General features: G+C 68.0%; 15 protein-coding genes. 6 read left to right on the forward strand and 9 right to left on the reverse strand.

Annotated features, from left to right (window positions below; all coding sequences use genetic code 11):
- Window positions 1-32: 32 nt before the first annotated feature.
- A complete protein-coding gene (locus AGI3411_RS10460; RefSeq protein ID WP_129527307.1) occupies window positions 33-1016 on the reverse strand; it encodes a Bug family tripartite tricarboxylate transporter substrate binding protein in 984 nt (327 codons plus the stop codon).
- An 87-nt stretch (window positions 1017-1103) separates the two neighbouring features.
- On the opposite strand from AGI3411_RS10460, the gene acnA reads away from it, so the two are divergent.
- Genes acnA through AGI3411_RS10475 form a run of 3 tightly spaced genes read left to right on the forward strand, consistent with a single transcriptional unit; the run spans window position 1104 to window position 5730 of the window.
- Window positions 1104-3737: an aconitate hydratase AcnA gene (acnA, locus tag AGI3411_RS10465; RefSeq protein WP_129527308.1), complete on the forward strand. Its 2634-nt coding sequence runs from the start codon at window positions 1104-1106 to the stop codon at window positions 3735-3737.
- Entirely contained in the window at window positions 3734-4627 is an 894-nt protein-coding gene (locus tag AGI3411_RS10470) for a GntR family transcriptional regulator (protein WP_129527309.1), read from the forward strand. The genes acnA and AGI3411_RS10470 overlap by 4 nt, the downstream gene beginning before the upstream one ends.
- Window positions 4628-4674: 47 nt before the next feature.
- Window positions 4675-5730 carry a lactonase family protein gene (locus tag AGI3411_RS10475; protein WP_129527310.1) on the forward strand — a complete coding sequence of 352 codons (1056 nt, stop codon included), beginning with the start codon at window positions 4675-4677 and terminating at the stop codon, window positions 5728-5730.
- A 16-nt stretch (window positions 5731-5746) separates the two neighbouring features.
- Here the strand turns inward: AGI3411_RS10475 and AGI3411_RS10480 are convergent, their stop codons facing one another.
- The 5 genes from AGI3411_RS10480 to AGI3411_RS10500 form a co-directional block, all read right to left on the reverse strand.
- Entirely contained in the window at window positions 5747-8212 is a 2466-nt protein-coding gene (locus AGI3411_RS10480; RefSeq protein ID WP_129527311.1) for a TonB-dependent receptor, read from the reverse strand.
- 80 nt (window positions 8213-8292) lie between these two features.
- The gene (locus AGI3411_RS10485; RefSeq protein WP_129527312.1) at window positions 8293-9279 is read right to left on the reverse strand and encodes a FecR domain-containing protein; all 987 of its coding nucleotides are present in this window, start codon (window positions 9277-9279) and stop codon (window positions 8293-8295) included.
- A complete protein-coding gene (locus AGI3411_RS10490; RefSeq protein WP_129527313.1) occupies window positions 9276-9797 on the reverse strand; it encodes a sigma-70 family RNA polymerase sigma factor in 522 nt (173 codons plus the stop codon). Before AGI3411_RS10490 ends, AGI3411_RS10485 begins: the two co-directional genes overlap by 4 nt.
- 83 nt (window positions 9798-9880) lie before the next feature.
- Entirely contained in the window at window positions 9881-10123 is a 243-nt protein-coding gene (locus AGI3411_RS10495; RefSeq protein ID WP_129527314.1) for a hypothetical protein, read from the reverse strand.
- 257 nt (window positions 10124-10380) lie between these two features.
- Window positions 10381-11262, reverse strand: coding sequence for a prohibitin family protein (locus tag AGI3411_RS10500; RefSeq protein WP_129527315.1), 882 nt, complete (start codon window positions 11260-11262; stop codon window positions 10381-10383).
- 341 nt (window positions 11263-11603) lie between these two features.
- On the opposite strand from AGI3411_RS10500, the gene AGI3411_RS10505 reads away from it, so the two are divergent.
- On the forward strand, window positions 11604-12665 hold the full coding sequence (locus AGI3411_RS10505; protein WP_129527316.1) for a M4 family metallopeptidase: 1062 nt from the start codon (window positions 11604-11606) through the stop codon (window positions 12663-12665).
- A complete protein-coding gene (locus AGI3411_RS10510) occupies window positions 12662-12991 on the forward strand; it encodes a protealysin inhibitor emfourin (RefSeq protein WP_129527317.1) in 330 nt (109 codons plus the stop codon). Before AGI3411_RS10505 ends, AGI3411_RS10510 begins: the two co-directional genes overlap by 4 nt.
- 15 nt (window positions 12992-13006) lie before the next feature.
- Here AGI3411_RS10510 and AGI3411_RS10515 read toward each other — a convergent pair whose 3' ends face one another.
- The gene (locus AGI3411_RS10515) at window positions 13007-14245 is read right to left on the reverse strand and encodes an MFS transporter (RefSeq protein ID WP_129527318.1); all 1239 of its coding nucleotides are present in this window, start codon (window positions 14243-14245) and stop codon (window positions 13007-13009) included.
- Window positions 14246-14366: 121 nt separating this feature from the next.
- Here AGI3411_RS10515 and AGI3411_RS10520 point away from each other — a divergent pair, with 121 nt between their 5' ends.
- The gene (locus AGI3411_RS10520; RefSeq protein WP_129527319.1) at window positions 14367-15164 is read left to right on the forward strand and encodes an AraC family transcriptional regulator; all 798 of its coding nucleotides are present in this window, start codon (window positions 14367-14369) and stop codon (window positions 15162-15164) included.
- A 524-nt stretch (window positions 15165-15688) separates the two neighbouring features.
- On the opposite strand, the gene tam is transcribed toward AGI3411_RS10520, so the two are convergent.
- Window positions 15689-16462 carry a trans-aconitate 2-methyltransferase gene (gene tam, locus AGI3411_RS10525; RefSeq protein ID WP_129527320.1) on the reverse strand — a complete coding sequence of 258 codons (774 nt, stop codon included), beginning with the start codon at window positions 16460-16462 and terminating at the stop codon, window positions 15689-15691.
- A 109-nt stretch (window positions 16463-16571) separates the two neighbouring features.
- The gene (locus AGI3411_RS10530) at window positions 16572-17570 is read right to left on the reverse strand and encodes a TerC family protein (RefSeq protein ID WP_129527493.1); all 999 of its coding nucleotides are present in this window, start codon (window positions 17568-17570) and stop codon (window positions 16572-16574) included.
- Between the last annotated feature and the right edge of the window lie 18 nt (window positions 17571-17588).

Raw genomic sequence — 17588 nt, forward strand, 5'->3', positions numbered from 1 at the left:
AGCGGACAACGCTTCCCCCGCGCGGACGCCGCTCAGTTTTCCGCCGTGATGTGGCCGTCGGCCACGACCTTGGCGAACACCGCGGTCTGCGCCTTGATGAAATCGCGGAATTCGGCCTGGCTCATCGGCTGCACTTCCCCGCCGAGATCGCGCAGGCTCGCCACCAGTTTTTCGTCTTTCAGCGCGCGGCCGATCGCCGCGGCCAGCTCCTGCTGCACGTCCGCCGGCGTCGCGGCGGGCACGAACACGCCGAACCAATTCTCCAGCGCGTAATCCTTGAGCGGCGCGTACTCTGCCACGGCGGGGATGTCGGGCGCGAACGAGGCCCGCTTGGCCGACGTGACGGCCAACGGCTTGACCTTGCCGCTCTTGATGAAAGGCAGGGCGCCGGCCAGGCTGACGAAAGTCAGGTCCACGCTGCCGGCGGCCACGTCCACCAGTTGCGCGGACGCCCCCTTGTACGGAACGTGCACCATTTTGATCCCGGCCAGCGACTGCAGCAGTTCGCCGTTCAGGTGCTGCGGATTGCCCACGCCGCTGGTCGCATAGGTCAGCCGGTCGGGATGGGCGCGTCCGTACGCGACCAGCTGCTCCACGCTGGACGCCGGCAGCTTGGGATTGGCGACCAGCACGTTGGGCACGCGGGCGATCAGCGCAATCGGCGCCAGATCCTTGTCCGGCTGGTACTGCATCTTGCTCTTGAAGACCAGCGGATTGATCGCGGTTTCGCCCGCCGACCCCAGCAGCAGGGTCGTGCCGTCCGGGGAGGAACGCACCACCGTCTGCGCTCCCAGCATGCCACTGGCGCCCGGCTTGTTTTCGACCACCACGCCCTGCGGCATCTCGCTGCGCAGGCGTTCGGCCAGCAGCCGGCCCATCCCGTCGACACCACCGCCGGCGGCAAAGGGCACGATCAGGGTGACGGGGCGGCCCCCGGCCGGGCCGGCGGCGTGTAGCGGGGCCGCCGCTGCGAGCGCCAGGGCCGCCGTGGCGGCCAATGTACGGATTGCATGCATGGTCTGTCTCCTGTGCGGCCGCTTCGGATCGCGGCCGGGTTTTTACTCAATTGCATTTTATAGATTTAATATGCAAAAATGGCAGCTATGGAAAACACCAATGCGACGCCGCGCCAGGCCAGCTTCACGCTGGACGGCACCCTGTACACCTATCTGGACTTGCCGGGCATGTATGGCCAGGCCTACTACCGGCTGCCCGTGGTGCTGCGGCTGCTGCTGGAGAACGCGCTGCGCAACATGCAGGATGCCGAGCGCGACGCGGCGGTGGCCGCGTTGTTCGGCTGGCTAGAGCACGGCACGAGCGAATCCGAGGTCGCCTTCCAGCCCGGGCGGGTGTTGATGCACGACACCACCAGCACCCCGGCGCTGGTCGACATCGCCGCCATGCGCGACGCCCTGGCCGAGGCCGGCGTCGACCCGCGCGTGCTGAACCCGATGCTGCCCATGGACGTATCGGTGGACCACTCGCTGGCGGTGGAGGCCTATGCACGCGCCGATGCGGCCGCGCTGAACCTGGACCTGGAACTGCGCCGCAACGCCGAGCGCTACCGCTTCCTGCGGTGGGCGTCCAAGGCCCTGTCCAACGTGCGCATCCATCCGCCTGGCACCGGCATCATGCACACCATCAACCTAGAGCAGCTGGCCACGGTGGTCTGCCGGAAGGCAGGCGCCGAAAGCGTCGCGCTGCACCCGGACATGATGATCGGCACGGACAGCCACACGCCCATGATCAATGGCATCGGGGTGCTGGGCTGGGGCGTGGGCGGGCTGGAAGCCCAGACCGTCATGTTCGGCATGCCGACGCTCCTGCGCATTCCCGACGTCATCGGCGTGCGCCTGACCGGCGCCCTGGCGCCGGGAGTGACCGCAACCGACCTGGCCCTGACCGTGACCCAGCGCCTGCGCGCCATCGGCGTGTCGGGCGAGTTCGTGGAGTTCTTTGGTCCCGGCGCCGGCACGCTATCGGCGGGCGCCCGCTGCGTGGTGGCCAACATGGCGCCGGAGTACGGCGCCACGACGGGCTACTTCCCCATCGACGGCGAAACGCTGGCCTATCTGCGCCAGACGGGCAGGCCCGAATCGCACATCGCGCTGGTGCGCGAGTACGCCGAACGCGCCGGCATCGCCCTGGATCCCGACGCCGCGCCGCGCTATACCCGCGTGGTCGAGGTTGCGCTGGACCGCGTGCGGATGCATGTGGCGGGGCCCAAACGGCCGCAAGACCTGCACCCCTACACCGACACGAAGGCCCTGCTGGCTGGCCTGGATTTCACACCCCGGGCGCCGTCGGACGGCCTGCCCCGCCACGCCATCGCGATCGCGGCCATCACCAGCTGTACCAACACCTCCGACCCGCGGCTGCTGACGGCGGCGGGCCTGCTGGCGCGCAAGGCCCGCCAGGCCGGCCTGCGCGTGCCGCCCTGGGTGAAGACATCCCTGGGGCCGGGTTCGCCCGCCGCCACGGACTACCTGGCCCGCGCCGGGCTGCTGGGCGACCTGGCCGCCGTGGGCTTCGACATCGTGGGCTACGGCTGCACCACCTGCATCGGCAACGCCGGCCCCCTGCCCGCTCCCGTGCGCGCAGCCATGGCGGCCGGCACGGTGCACCCCGTCGCGGTGCTGTCCGGCAACCGCAATTTCCCGGGCCGCATCCATCCGGACCTCGACCTGGGCTTCCTGATGTCGCCGCCGCTGGTCATCGCGTTCGCGCTGGCAGGCGACGCCGAGCGCGACCTCGGCCAGGAGCCCGTGCAGATCGCGCCGGACGGCCGCGCCATCCACCTGCGCGACCTCTGGCCGGACGAGGCGGAGATCGACGCCGCGCTGTCCGCCGGCCAACGGCCCACGGACTACGCCAGGGCGTTCAAGATCGCCAGCGCCAACCCGGCCTGGCAGGCGCTGCAGTCGCCCGATTCGGCGCGCTTCCCCTGGGATCCGGCGTCCACGGCGCTGCGCCGCCCGCCCTTCGCGTCCCTCGACGAAGCCAGCCAGCTGGGCCGCTACGCGGCGCATCCGCTGCTGGTGCTGGGCGACGACGTAACCACGGACCACCTGTCGCCCGCCAGCGCCATTCCCCCGGACAGCCTGATCGCCGACTTCCTGGTCGAGCGCGGCGACAAGCGCGACGATCTGAATGTCTTCGCGTCGCGCCGGGGCAATTGGCAGGTCATGATGCGGGCCGCGTTCTACAGCAAGAGCCTTGTCAACCTGCTCTGCCCCGAGGCGCCGGTGGGCCATACGCGGCACGCGCCCAGCGGCAGGGTCGAACCCATCTGGGACGCGGCCGCCCGCTACGCGCGGGCCGGGCAGCCCGTCGTGCTGCTGGCGGGCGAGCGCTTCGGCACCGGCTCGTCGCGCGACTGGGCGGCCAAGGGCCAGCGCCTGCTGGGCATTCGCGCCGTGCTGGCGGTCAGCTTCGAACGCATCCACCGCTCCAACCTGATCGGCATGGGCATCCTGCCGCTGCGTCTGCCCGAAGGCGTGACGCCAGCCAGCCTGCGGATCCGGTCCGGCGACCGGATCGAGGTCGGCGCCGAGGCTGCCGCGCTGGCCCCGCGCGCGCCGGTACCGGTGCGCATCCTGCGCGCGGGCGGCCAGGTCGAAACCCTGCAGGCCGCCGCGGCCGTCGAAACCCGGCTGGAAGTCCGATTGTTGCGGATGGGCGGCGTCATTCCCGCTATTCTTTCGGACACGATCAAATCGGCCGTCCCGAACCCATGAGCGCGCAAACCAATACCGTCAACAAAATCCTGGAGCTGATCAAGGAAGAGCGCCTGCCTGAAGGCGCGCACCTGACGGCGCAGAAGCTCGCGGACCGGCTGCGGCTGTCCCGTTCGCCCGTCAACGACGCGCTGGGCATCCTTGAGCGGCACGGCGTCGTGACGCGCAAACCCAACCGCGGCTACTTCCTGTGCCACGACGCCGATGCGCTGCCTGACGCGCATGCCGGGCTCGCGCCGCCTTCCGTGGACGACATCGTCACCCAAAGCTATTTCCGGCTGGCCGACGACCTGCTGCGCGGCGAGCTGCCCATGCAATGCAGCGAGGCCCAGCTGCGCGTGCGCTACGCGCTGACGAACGCGCAGACGCAAGCCCTGTTGGCGCGCATCTCGCAGGAAGGCTGGGCGGATCGCCGCCCGGGTTACGGCTGGGAATTCTCGTCCATGATGACGACGCCGGACAGCCTGCTGCAGTCCTACCGCCTGCGCCTCGCGCTTGAACCCGCGGCGCTGCTCGAACCCACGTTCCGCATCGACAAGCACGTGCTGGCGCGCTGCCGGGCCGCGGAAAAGCACCTGCTGGACGGCGGCATCGATACCGACACGGCGGACCAGTTGCACGAACGCGGCGTGCGCTTCCACGAATCGCTGGTTGAGGCCTCGGGCAATCCCTTCTTCATCGACACGATCAAGCGCGTCAACCGCGTGCGCCGCCTGCTTTCGTATCGCTCCATGCAGGACCGCAGCCGCTACAAACAGCATTGCGACCAGCACCTGGCGATCCTGGATCTGCTCGAACGCGAGCGCAATGAAGCGGCCGCCGAGGCGCTGGCCGGCCATCTGCGCAGCACACTGGACAACCTGGCCCGCATCCGCGGCATCCTCGCCTAGGACGCCGCGCAAGGCCGATTCCATTCCCATCTGAAGAGGCTCGCGCCATGCATGTCTATATCGGCTCGCGCACCACGCGCGAACGCAATGCCCGCGGCGACGGCATCAGCGTTTTCGACTACGCCCCCGACACCGGCGCGCTCACCCTGACGCAGGTGGTGGGCGGCCTGCTCAATCCGTCCTACCTGTTGCCACATCCCTCCCTGCCCGTCCTGTACACGGTGCATGGCGACGGCCACGACGTCAGCACGCTGCGCCGCGACGTGCGCGACGGGTCCCTCGTTCCGTGGCGCACGCAGGCTTGCGAAGGACGCAATCCCGTGCACCTGGCGCTGGGCCCCTCGGGCCGCTACCTGATGGTGTCGAACCACCTGACCGGCACGCTGGCCGTGCTGCCCGTGGCCGCCGACGGCGCGCTCGATGCCGTGGCGCAAACGGTGCGCCTGGACGGCCAGCCCGGGCCGCACCGCAAGGAACAGCCTTTCGCCAAGCCGCATTACAACCTGGTCGACCCGTCCGGCCGCTACGTCGTGGTGCCGGACAAGGGCCTGGACCGCGTGTTCCTGTTCGCGCTGGACGCGCACGGCGTCGGCGCCGCGCCGGCGTGCGCGGCCGTCGCGCGTGAAGGCGCCGGCCCGCGCCACGCCGTCTTCCACCCGTCCGGCGGCTGGCTCTACGTCGTCAATGAGCTGGACAACACCGTGGCCGCCTATGTGCTGGAGGATGGCGCGCTGCGTCCTTTCCAGGTGCTGCCGACGCTGCCCGACACCTGCACCGGCAACAGCCGCGCCGCCGGCATCGCGATGGACGCGCACGGCAGGCGCCTGTACGTCTCCAACCGCGGCGACGACAGCATTGCCGTCTTCGACGTAGACCCGGCCAGCGGCAGGCTGACGCCCCGCCAGCACGCGCCGACGCTGGGCAAGACCCCGCGCTTTTTCACGCTGTCGCCCGACGGCCGCTTCCTGTTCGCGCTGAACGAGGACAGCGACACGCTGGTGCGGTTCCGGGTCGACCAGCAAAACGGCGCCCTGGCCGAGGACGGCTACGCCCTGCGCGTCGGCAGCCCGGTGTGCATGGTGTTCGCTCCCAGCCAGGGCTAGCGACCCCGCCGCAGGTTCAAAAATCCATGGACGCCGACAGCATCACCGTGCGCGGCACGCCTTGCGAGATCGTGCCGTACGAGGCCACGCCGGACCAGTACGCTCGGTTGAACACATTGACCACATTGGCCCGCAGCGTCACGTCCCTGCCGTAGACCTTGGTCGCGTAGCGCGCGCCCAGATCGAAGGTCGTCCACGACGGCACGGACTGCGTATTGGCCTGGTTGATGTATTCGCTGCCGGTGTGGATCATGCTGCCGGTGAACGTCAGGCCGGCCACCCACGGCGTATCCCATTCCGCGCCCAGGTTGACCGACAGTTTGGGCACGCCCACGGGCCGGTTGCCCACGGTGGCGCGATTGCCGGTGCGCGTCAGCTCCGCGTCCAGGAAGGTCACCCCGCCCAGCAGGCGCAGCCCCCGCAGCGGCTCGCCCGCCACGCTGAACTCCAGCCCGCGATTGCGCTGCTCGCTGTCCACGCCGTACACGCCGTTGGTCAGCTGGCCGCTGGGCTTGGTGATCTCGAAAGCGCTCAGCGTCAGCATGGCGCTGTCCAGGTCCAGCTTTACGCCTACTTCCTTCTGCCTGGCCTTATAGGGCTTGAACACCTGGCCTGCGTTGGAGGCGGTAGCGGGCGCCACGTCGCCCTTGCTCAATCCTTCGATGTAGTTGGCGTAGAACGAAACATGGTTCCAGGGTTTGACGACGAGGCCCGCCATCGGCGTGGTCGCGCTCTCGTCATAGCTGACCGTCCGCGCGCCCGTCGCCGCATTGAAATTGCGGGACTCGATGCGTTGCTGGCGCACGCCCAGGGTCAGCTGCGCGCGCTCGTCCAGGATGCTGAGGGTATCGGCCAGCGCCAGGCCGGAGAGATCGGACGACGACACTTTGGGCACGTTGGCCGGCGCGGGGATGTACTGCTCCGGACGCGTGACGGGGTGATAGATGTTGGACGAAAGCGGCGTGCCCGTCACGCTGGCCTGCGAGTTCCGGTCGCTGTACAGGCTGCCCATGACGCTGATGGCGTGGCGCACCGGCCCGGTGTCCAGCTTGGCGCGCAAGCCCGTGTTGTAGGTGCTGCGGTCCACCTGGAAGCGGAAGTTGTTCGGCGTGACGAGCGTGTCGCCGGCTTCGTTAACGATGGTGGGCGTCTGGTCGGACAGGCGCGACACACGGGTGTCCGAACCGCCCGCGTCGGCGAACAGCGTCAGGCGGTCGCTGAGGTCGTACTCCAGCCGCAACAACGCCGACTGCCCGTCGGACTTCCACCAGCCCCAGGGCTGCGTCGCGTTGCGCCGGCCGTCCGCGGCATGGGGCACGTCGATGCCCGCGGCCACCAGGAAAGGCCGCGTCGGCGCATCGAGCTTTTCATTCTGCGTCAGCAGGTCCAGCGAGGCCCGCAGGCGTTCGCCCTGATAGTCCAGCGACAAAGCGCCGATGTCGGTGCGGGAATACAGGTTGTCCAGCGGCGTGTCGCCCTGGCGATGCATGCCGTTGATCCGCACGCCCCATTCGCCATCGGTGCCGAAGCGGCGGCTGATATCGGCGCGGGCACCGAACTGCGTATCGGCCACGTAGTCGGCCGACACCCGGGTCAGGTCTTCGGGGAGCGAGCGCTTGGGCACCATATTGATCACCCCCCCGACGCCGCTGTTGGGCGACATGCCGTAGAGCAGCGCGGCAGGCCCCTTCAGCACCTCGACCCGCTCGACGTAGTCGGTAAAGACGTGGTAGTTGGGCGCCACGCCGTAGACCCCATCGAAGGCGATCTCGCCGAGATTGCCCTCGCCGATGGGAAAGCCGCGGATATAGAACGAATCGGTCACGCCGCCTATCTGGCCGGTAAAGCGTACCGAGGGTTCGACGGTCAGCGCATCGGCCAGCGTCACCGCCTGGCGATTCGCTAACAGCTCGGACGTGTAGTTCGTGATGTTGAACGGCGCATCCATCACATCGCGGTTGCCCAACAGGCCGAGGCCGCCGCCGCGGGCCACCTGGCCGCCCGGATACTCGGCGGACAGCGCGCCGCCCGCCACGCTCGCCCCCGCGACGGTGACCGTGGGCAGCACGGTCGCCGCTCCCTCCAGGCCGGCGGGCAACTTGCGCAAGGAGTAGGCGCCATTGCCCTGCTCCGACAAGGCATAGCCCGAGCCGGCCAGCAGGCGGGAAAAGCCCTCTTGCACGGTATAGGCGCCATTGAGCCCGTCGCTGCGCCGCCCCAACAGCACCGCCGGATCGAACGAGAGCGGCACGCCCGCGGCCGCCGCGAACTGGGCCAGCACATCGCCCAGGGCGCCGCCGGCGATGGCGTAGGATTTGCGCGCCGCAGCGCTGGCGGCCTCCGCCGCCCCGGCCATCGAGGGCGCTCCCGCCACGGCCAGCAGGGCCAGGGCCAGGCCGGCGGCCCCGACCATCGCGCCCACGGACGGCAGGGCGGCCTTCCCGCGGCGCGGGCGGGGCAAACGGGAAATTCGGGAAACCATGAAACGATCCTTCGTCGGGTACGGGTGGCGCGCGAGTCGCGGCGATTCACCCGGTACACCGGACGAAGCGGAAAAAAGTGTCACCCGGCCTGCGATTGATGTGTAACGCCGTTGCGGGGCGCCACCGTCGTCCAGTAGGGCGTGATCGACTTCACCTTCACGGGCAGGGTGCTTTCCAGCAGCCGCAGGCTGGCGCCGATGTCGCTCAGCGGGAACGCCCCCGACACGCGCAACGCGGCCACCGCCGGATCGCAGCGCAGCACGCCGCGGCGATAGCGGCCCAATTCATCCACCAGGTCCGCCAGCGCCCAGTTGCGCACCGCGAGCATGCCCTGCTCCCAGGATGCCGCCGACAGGTCGGCCGGTGCCGGGAGCCTGGCCTCGCGTTCGTTGAAGACCGTCTGCTGGCCCGCCGGCAGCAGCAGGGGCGTGGCGCCGGCCGACGCGGGCCGGATCTCGACCGCGCCTTCGAACACCGCGACACGCACGGTATCTCCCTCGTCGCGCACCATGAAACGCGTGCCCAGCGCGCGGATGGCGCCCAATCGGGTGCGCACGATGAAAGGGCGCTGGGCCGGCACCGGGTCCTTGCCGGTGGTCAGCAGAATCTCGCCCGTCCGCAACCAGAGCAGACGCTGCTGCGGGGTGTAGTCGATATCCACCGCGCTGGCGGTGTTCAGCACCAGTTGCGTGCCGTCGGCCAGTTCCATGCTGCGCCGCTCGCCGGTCATTGTGCGCGCATCCGCGCTCCAGGCCCGCCACGGCAGTTCGCGCGCGCCCCACCACGCCGCCGGCGCCAGGACCAGCACGCCGCCCAGGGCCCGCATGGCCTGCCGGCGTCCCGGCGAATCCAGCCGGCGCAGGGCGTCGCCCGCGATCCGCGGCGGCAGTTGCCCGAATCCGCGCAGCATCTCCTCCGCCCGCGCCCAGGCGGCGGCGTGCTCGGCGCTGCATTCGCGCCAACGATCGAACGCCGCGCGGTCCGAAACAGATAAATTTTCCGACTGCATTCGCACGAGCCAGCCGGCCGCCTCCTTCAGGATGGCGGGATCGATGGCGGCGCTCATGGCGCGTCGGCCTGATAGGCGATAAGGCAAGCCGTCAATGCCGCCTGCATATGGCGCTTGACGGTGGACAGCGACACGCCCGCGCGCTGGGCAATGGCCTCGTAGCCCATGCCGTCGAATTGGGACATCAGGAAGATCTCGCGCGTTTTTGCGGGCAGGGCCCGCAGCGCGGTGTCGATGGCGTGCAGCGTTTCCAGGATAAGCGCCCGCACTTCCGGCGACGGCGCCTCCGGCGGCGGCAACTGCGCGACGGCCGCCAGATACGCGTCCTCGAGCGCGCGGCGCCGCCAGTGGTCCACCACCAGCCCCTTCGCGATGTGCGTCAGCAGCGCGCGCGGCTCGGGGCCCGCGCCTGGCTGGCGCCGTCCGGCCATCAGGCGCACAAAGGTGTCGTGCGCCAGATCTGCCGCATCGACAGCGTTGCCCAGCTTCTTGCGCAGCCAGCCCGACAGCCAGCCGTGATGGGCACGATAGAGCTTCGTGACGGTGTCGGTGCTCAGGGAATCGGGCGTAGGCAAGGCGCAACCCTGGATAGAACGTAAATAGGAACTATTTATATTCTATCTTATCCCCTCCCCGCCGGGAACGGAGGCGCTTCGCCCTAGTAATCCATCGGAACGTGGCACTGGGCGGCCCTCAGTTCCTCCAGGTGCCGTTCGGCTTCCTGCCTTTCGGCGGACGGCGACAGGGCCCGCCAACTCACCATATTGCCGGTTGCCTTCATCGGCATCCAGCCCAGCACGCTATACAGCGTGATCGCGGTGCACCCCGTGTCGTACCGCGTTTCGTAATAACCATGACGGGCCGGCAACGTGTCGCCGGACGTCCATTCCAGTTGAGACATCCACGTCTCCTTCTTGCTGAAGCTTATGCGCAAGCGCGCGAATCCCTCGGGATCTTCCGGTGATCGTATCGTTGGCTGCGCTTGCTTGTGATGCCAAGATGCGCCTGCTTTGCAATTCTTGACAGAGGGATATCCCCTAAGGCGGGGACGGCCACGGGAGAACCCCGCGGCGGGATGTGGTGAAAATCGTACGAAACGGCCGGGACCGGCCGGGGGGAAATCGCGGCGCGGGCGGAACGCGCCGCGACCGCTGGCGCTTACTTGATGCCGATGAAGGGCAAGGCCGCGCCCGGGACCTGCGTGGCCGGAAGCACGCCGTCCCACTTCTCAACAGCGTTCAGGCTCACCAGGTTGGTGTTGGCGGCCAGGGCCTCGGCCTTGGCGCGGATCGCGGCCGCCTCGGCCTCGCCGCGCATGCGGATGCCATCGGCTTCGGCGGTGAATTGCTGGCGGCGCGCATCGGCTTCGGCCTTGGCTTTGACCACCTGGATTTCGGCGTTGATCGTCGCCGTTTCCTTCTGCTGGCGGGTCGTCTCGATCTGCACCTGGGCCAGCATGCGCTGCTCGATGGAGTGTTCATAGGCCTGCGAGAAGCCGACCTCCTCGATCTGCACGCCCACCACCTGCACGGGCGCGCCTTCCATCGTCTTGCGCACGGATTCGTTCACGTCCAGGCCCAGCTTCTGGCGTTCCTGGATGGCGCGCACCGCAGTGTACTGGCCGAACACATTCTTCACGGAGTCGGGCGTCTTCCGCTCCAGCACCCGCATCTGCAGGTTGCTGATCGTGCCGTATTCCGAATACAGCTCGGCCACGTGTTCGGGTGGCACGCGATAGGTCACCGACACCCGCAGCGACGCCGGCTGCTGGTCATAGCTGTATGCCTCCAGCTTCTCGAACACGAACGTATGGTCGCGCACGGACACCATCATCACGCTGTCGATGAACGGGGTCTTGAAGTCCAGGCCGGGTTCGGACACGCGCACCAGCTTGCCGTTGCGCAGCACCACGCCGCGCTCGCCCTGGTCCACCTGGAACCACGAACCGAAAGCCAGGAACAGGATCAACACGAACAGCAGCGCCGCGATGACCGCGATCTTGATGCTGCGCGGCTTTACGGCGTTTATCGATTTGACCATCTGGATATCTGTCGGCTTCACTTGGAATCCCTTTCTGATTTTGAGCGTTTACGGTCGGAGAGCACGGCGGCAATGCCCCGCGCCAGCAAGTAAGCGACAACAGCCGCTCCCACCAAGATCAGGAAATACCTCATCGAGCGTTCCCCCCGGAAAAGAAGCAGGGGATTCTAGCGCGAGTCCGCACGCTTTGAATTGTGGCGATTGTTGCGCGTGCCGGCGCACGGCAATCGCGCCCGGCGCGCCGGTAAAGTTCCTAGCATCAGGCCGCAACCTGTTACGTCCCTCGGACCCGCCCATCTGCTACCGTTGACCAGGGTCCGTGACACTAATAGGAGCCTCGCATGCCACGTCCTTCCGAGTCCGCGCCTCTGATCGGTGTGATCCCTCCCTACATGCTGGACCGCCTGGCCCAGCACGCCGACGCCCGGGTCAGCATGCCCGCCGTGAAAACGCTGATCATCGACCAGCAGCAGCGCGGGTTGCGCGAAATGGCGGCGCAGCCGCCCCGCGCCAAGCCCGCCCCATCCAGGCACGCCACGCCCGCCGGCACGCCTCAGCGGGCCGTGCACGACGCCGCCAACACGACCACGCTGCCGGGCAAGCTGGTGCGCGCCGAAGGCCGCCCGGCCAGCGGCGACACGGCAGTGGACGAGGCCTATGAACACCTGGGCGCGACCTACAAGCTGTTCTGGGATATCTACAAGCGCCACTCCATCGACGGCCAGGGGCTGCCGCTGATCGGCACCGTGCACTACGGTGAAGACTACGACAACGCATTCTGGAACGGCGCGCAGATGGTGTTCGGCGACGGCGACGGCGAAATATTCAACCGTTTCACGGTCGCGCCCGACATCATCGGCCATGAGCTCACGCATGGCGTCATCGACGCCGAGGCCGCCCTGCTGTACCAGGGGCAGTCCGGCGCGCTGAACGAATCCCTGTGCGACGTCTTCGGTTCCCTGGTCAAGCAATACGCCCTAGGACAGGACGCGCGGCAGGCCGACTGGCTGATAGGCGTCGGGCTCTTCACCCCCAAGGTGCGCGCCCGCGCGCTGCGCTCTATGGCGGAGCCCGGCAGCGCCTACGACGACCCCGTGCTGGGCAAGGATCCGCAACCCGGCCACATGAACGACTACGCCGATACGCCTAACGACAACGGCGGCGTGCACATCAATTCGGGCATTCCCAACCGCGCCTTCTACCTGGCGGCCACGGCGCTGGGCGGCCCTGCCTGGGCCGTCGCGGGCCGTGTCTGGTACGACGCGCTGTGCGACGACCGGCTGCGCCATGACGCGAACTTCCAGCAGTTTGCCGCGCTGACGCTGGAGGCCGCTCAACGCCAGGGCGCCGCCCAGCGGGATGCCGTCGCGAAAGCGTGGCAGGCCGTGGGAGTCCAAACATGATCGACCTGCCTTCCCTGGATCTTGCCCAGCTGGTGCGCCTGACCCGCGAAGGCGGCCTGGCCTATCTGCCGGGGCTGGCGCAGCCGCGCAGCATCGACCTGGCCACCTGCCCCCCCGATGTGCGCCAGGAAGTTTGCGACGCCCTGCAGCACGCCGCGCCCGTCGCCGTCGCATGCACCCCGGGCGCCGGCGGCGACCAACGCTACTTTCACGTGGAGGTGGTGTACGGCGGCGCCGAGGTCGCAGACGTCAGCTTCGACGTGCCGGAAACCGACGCGCCCGAAACCCTGGTGCGCCTCTGGAAGGGGCAAGCGCCCCAGGAATGAAAGGCGCCGCCGTCCTCAGCGCCGCGACGGTGCCGCCACCGCCGGCGCGCTGCCGCGGTATTGCCCGATCTGGATGGAGCGGCCCGCGTACAGGCCCGTGACCGCCATCGCCACGCACAGCGCGGCGCATACGCCGAGCGCGACGCCCCAGCCGCCCAGCGCGTCGTGCAGCGCGCCCATTAGCGTGGGCCCGGTCGCGGCGAACAGATAACCCACGCATTGCGCCATGCCCGACAGCGCCGCCGCCTGTTGCGCATGGCTGGCCCGCAGGCCCACGAACGCAAGGCCGAGAATGATACCGCCGCCCGTGCCCAGGCCCAGCAGCACGATCCACAGTGTGGCCCAGCCCGGCGCGACGATCAGGCCGGCGAGCGCGACGAACGATGCCGCGGCCGAAGCGAACGCGGCGGCGCGCTGGTCCTTCATGCGCCGCACCACCGGCGCCAGGAACAGGGCCGGAACAGCGGACATCAGCTGCAACAGCCCATGCAGCGTGCCGGCGCGTTCGGCGGTATAGCCCGCCTCGCGCAGGATCGCCGGCAGCCAGCTCACGCCCACGTAGAACACAAAGGAATTGATGCCCAGGTACAGCGTCACCTGCCAGGCCAGGGGCGAGCGCCACAGGCGGCCGCCATGCGGCGCGTGCGCCGTGGACGCGGCGGGCGCCGTATGGTTGCGCAGCTGCGGCAGCCACAACAGAACGCCGACGGCGGGAATCAGCAGCAGGCAGCCCGTCGAGAAACGCCACGTCGCGTCGGACAGGCCCGCCAGCGGAATCGCAATCGCGGACGCGACGCCAGCCGCCACGCTCATGGTCAGCACATAGGCCGAGGTCAGGCCCGCGACGCGCTGCGGGAAATCGCGCTTCAACAAGCTGGGCAGCAGCACGTTGCCGATGGCGATGCCGGAACCGATGACCGCCGTGCCCAGGTAGAGGCTCCAGGCCGACCCCAGCGTGCGCACCACGATGCCGCCCGCGATCAGCAGCAAGGCGGCGAACAGGGTGCGCTCCAGGCCGTGGCGGCGCGCCAGACCCGCCGCGAACAGCGACACCACCGCAAACGCCAGCAGCGGCAGGGTGATCAGCATGCCGGCCGCGGTGGAGTTCAACGCCAGCTGTTCGCGGATCATGCCAATCAGCGGTGGCACGCCCGTGACGGGCGCGCGCAGGGCGGTTGCAATGCAGAGAATGCCCGCGATCAGCAGCAAGGGCTTGCCGGAGGGGCGCTTAGAGGAAACGGAAAGGGAGGTCATGCGCCTGGAGCCCGCGCGGGGCTCCTTGAAAAGTGAACAGACCCTAGCTTAAGGAAAACCGCCTTTACCGAATTTCGAGAGAATGACAAACTATCCCTGAATTCAGCCAATCCACCCTCCCATGCATTCCCTGGAAGAACCCGTCCCGTTCTTCGACCTCGACGTCGAATCGCAATGGACCTATGCGATGCGCGTGCACGCGGCCGAGAACGACCAGGAATCCCCTGCGCACCGGCACCACATGGGCCAGCTGGTGCTGGCGCTGCACGGCGGCGTCACCTGCTCCGTGCCGCAAGGCCTGTGGATGGTGCCGCCCCAATGCGGCGTCTGGATTCCCGGCGGCGTACCGCACAGCAACCGCGTCACGGCGAACGGGCGCGTGTGCTTCCTGTTCGTGCCGCCGGACGCGCCGGGCCTGCCCGGGCAATGCTGCACGCTGGCCATCACGCCCTTGCTGCGGGAACTGATCGCGCACCTGGCCGACCTGTCTGCCGAAGCCGCGGCAAGCCCCGCCAACCGGAAACTGGCGGAGGTGCTGGTGGATCAATTAGCGCGCATGCCGACGGAACACCTGCACCTGCCCATCTCGAATCACCCCAGGCTGCGCGAGATCGCCGATGCGCTGCGCGCCGACCCCGCCGACCGCAGCACGGTGGCGCAATGGGGCAAACGCGTGGCGATGAGCGAACGCACGCTCGCGCGGCTGGTGCAACAGGAACTCGGCATGAGCTTCGGCCGCTGGCGCCAGCAGATGCACCTCATCCAGGCCTTGCAGCGCCTGTCGGCCGGCGTTTCGGTGCAACGCACGGCCGAAGACCTGGGCTATGAGTCCGTCAGCGCCTTCATCACCATGTTCCGCAAGACGCTAGGCAAGACCCCGGCCCGCTACTTCGCAGACAAGGCCGACGGCGCGCCTTGATTGTTGCAGCCTAGGTAGTGCCTGACGCCCTGGCATCGGCGCTAGGCAAGTGTCTGACACCCTGACGGACTGCTGGTCCGGGTGAGGCAAGTGTCTGACACCCGTACGAACTGCCGGTCCAGGTGGAGACGGTCTTCCCGGGTGTCAGACACTGGGGTGGATGTGTCAGACACCCGGAAAGCGCCGAGACGAAATGAAGGGCGTTTCGTACGGGTGTCAGACACTGCCAGCGCTTACCCCTCCCGCGCCCCCGCCACGATGAACAGCCGCGGAAACGGCAGCAGTGCCGTGCCGTCGAAGTGTCTGACACCCTGGTGGACTGCTGGTCCGGTTGAGGCAAGTTTCCGACACCCTGACGAACTGCTGGTCCGGGTGAGGCAAGTGTCTGACACCCGTACGAACTGCCGGTCCAGGTGGAGACGGTCTTCCCGGGTGTCTGACACTGGGGTGGATGTGTCAGACACCCGGGAAGCGCCGAGGCGAAATGAAGGGCGTTTCGTACGGGTGTCAGACACTGCCAGCGCTTACCCCTCCCGCGCCCCCGCCACGATGAACAGCCGCGGAAACGGCAGCAGCACGGTGCCGTCGGCCAGCGCCGGATAGGCCGCTTCGATCAGCGACTGGTAGCGGGCCAGGAAGCCCTCCTGCCCGGCGGCGTCCAGCCGGTCCAGGTACGGCCGCAGGGCCGTGCCCTTGAACCACTCGACCACGGCGGCAGCGCCCGCAAGCGGGTGATGGTAGGTTGTGCGCCACACGTCCAGCCGGCCGCAATGCGGCTTGAGCAATTCGTAGTACCAGGCCGCGCTGTGGCGCGGCGGATGCTTGAAGCCTCCGATGCTGGCCGCCCACGGCGCCTCGCCGGCGACCTGGCGCGCCAGGCGGTGGGCGGGTTCTTCCATGTTGTCCGGCGTCTGCACCGCCAGGCTGCCGCCGGGAGCCAGCTTGCCGACCAGGCGGGGATACAGCGTTTCGTGGTCCGGCACCCATTGCAGCGACGCGTTGGCCAGGATCACGTCGTAGGATTGCGCCGGATTCCAGGACGCAATGTCGGAGAGCTCGAACTGCATGCCCGGCAGGCGCTTCCTGGCCGCCTGGATCATGTCTTCGGAGTTGTCCATGCCGGTCAGATCGGCGTCCGGATAGCGCGCCGCCAGCACCTCGGTGGAATTGCCCGGGCCGCAGCCCAGATCCACCGCTCGCGCCACTTCCTGGTTCGGCAAGGCCGCGACCAGATCCCGCACCGGACGGGTGCGTTCGTTTTCAAAGGCGGAATACTGTTTGGCGGACCAACTGGTCATGGCGGTTCCTTACATATGGATTCGTCAGCACTCTACGCCTGCCGTACCCATACGACAAATTCGAATTCAGGGAGTCCGCCATATTCAGAAAATATGGCGGACCCGAGCCTTATTCGGCCGCCAGTTCGGGCTTGGAACGTTCCGAGCGGGTTTTCCACAGCGAGAACACCACGCCGCCCGCGATCAGGCCGAACGTCACCGACAGGGACACGGCGGCCGGCACCTTGCCGATGAAGCCCACCAGGAATATCTTGGTGCCGATGAAGACCAGCACCAGGGCCAGCGCGTACTTCAGGTAGTGGAAGCGATGGATCATCGCCGCCAGCGCGAAATACAGCGCGCGCAGGCCCAGAATGGCGAAAATATTACTGGTGTAGACGATGAACGGATCGGTGGTGATCGCGAAGATCGCGGGCACCGAGTCCACTGCGAACAGCAGGTCCACGAATTCGATCAGCACCAGCGCGAGCAGCAGCGGCGTGGCCCAGCGCACCGTCTTGGACGTCGCGGGGTCCGCTTCGCGCACCCAGAACGCATTGCCGCGCAAGCCGTCCGTCACCCGCATGTGGCGCTTCAGGAACTTGAGAATGGGATTGGACGCGATATCGGGCGTCTGGTCCGCAATCATCCACATCTTGATGCCGGTGAACACGAGGAACGCCCCGAACACATACAACAGCCAGCCGAAATTGCTGACCAGCGCGGCGCCCAGGCCGATCATGATGGCGCGCAGCACGATCACGCCGAGAATGCCCCAGAACAGCACGCGATGCTGGTACACGCGCGGAATCGCGAAAAAGCTGAAGATCAGCGCGATGACGAAGACGTTGTCCATCGACAGCGACTTTTCGATCATGAAGCCGGTGTAGTACGCCATGCCGCTGGCCGCGCCCATCTGCCACCAGACCCAGGCGCCGAAGAGCAGCGCGGCGCTGATGTAGCCGGCGGAAAGCAGCAGGCTTTCGCGCACGCCGATCTCGCGGTCGTCCTTGTGCAGCACGCCCAGGTCGAAGGCCAACAGCGTCACGACGATGCCCAGGAAGAGCAGCCAGCTCCAGGTGGGGGTGCCGAGGAAATCGGCAGCCAGGAAGGTCAATAAGGTTTCCATGATGTCCCGCTTGTGTTC

Source organism: Achromobacter agilis, from assembly GCF_900496965.1.
Classification (GTDB): Bacteria; Pseudomonadota; Gammaproteobacteria; order Burkholderiales; family Burkholderiaceae_B; genus Achromobacter; species Achromobacter agilis.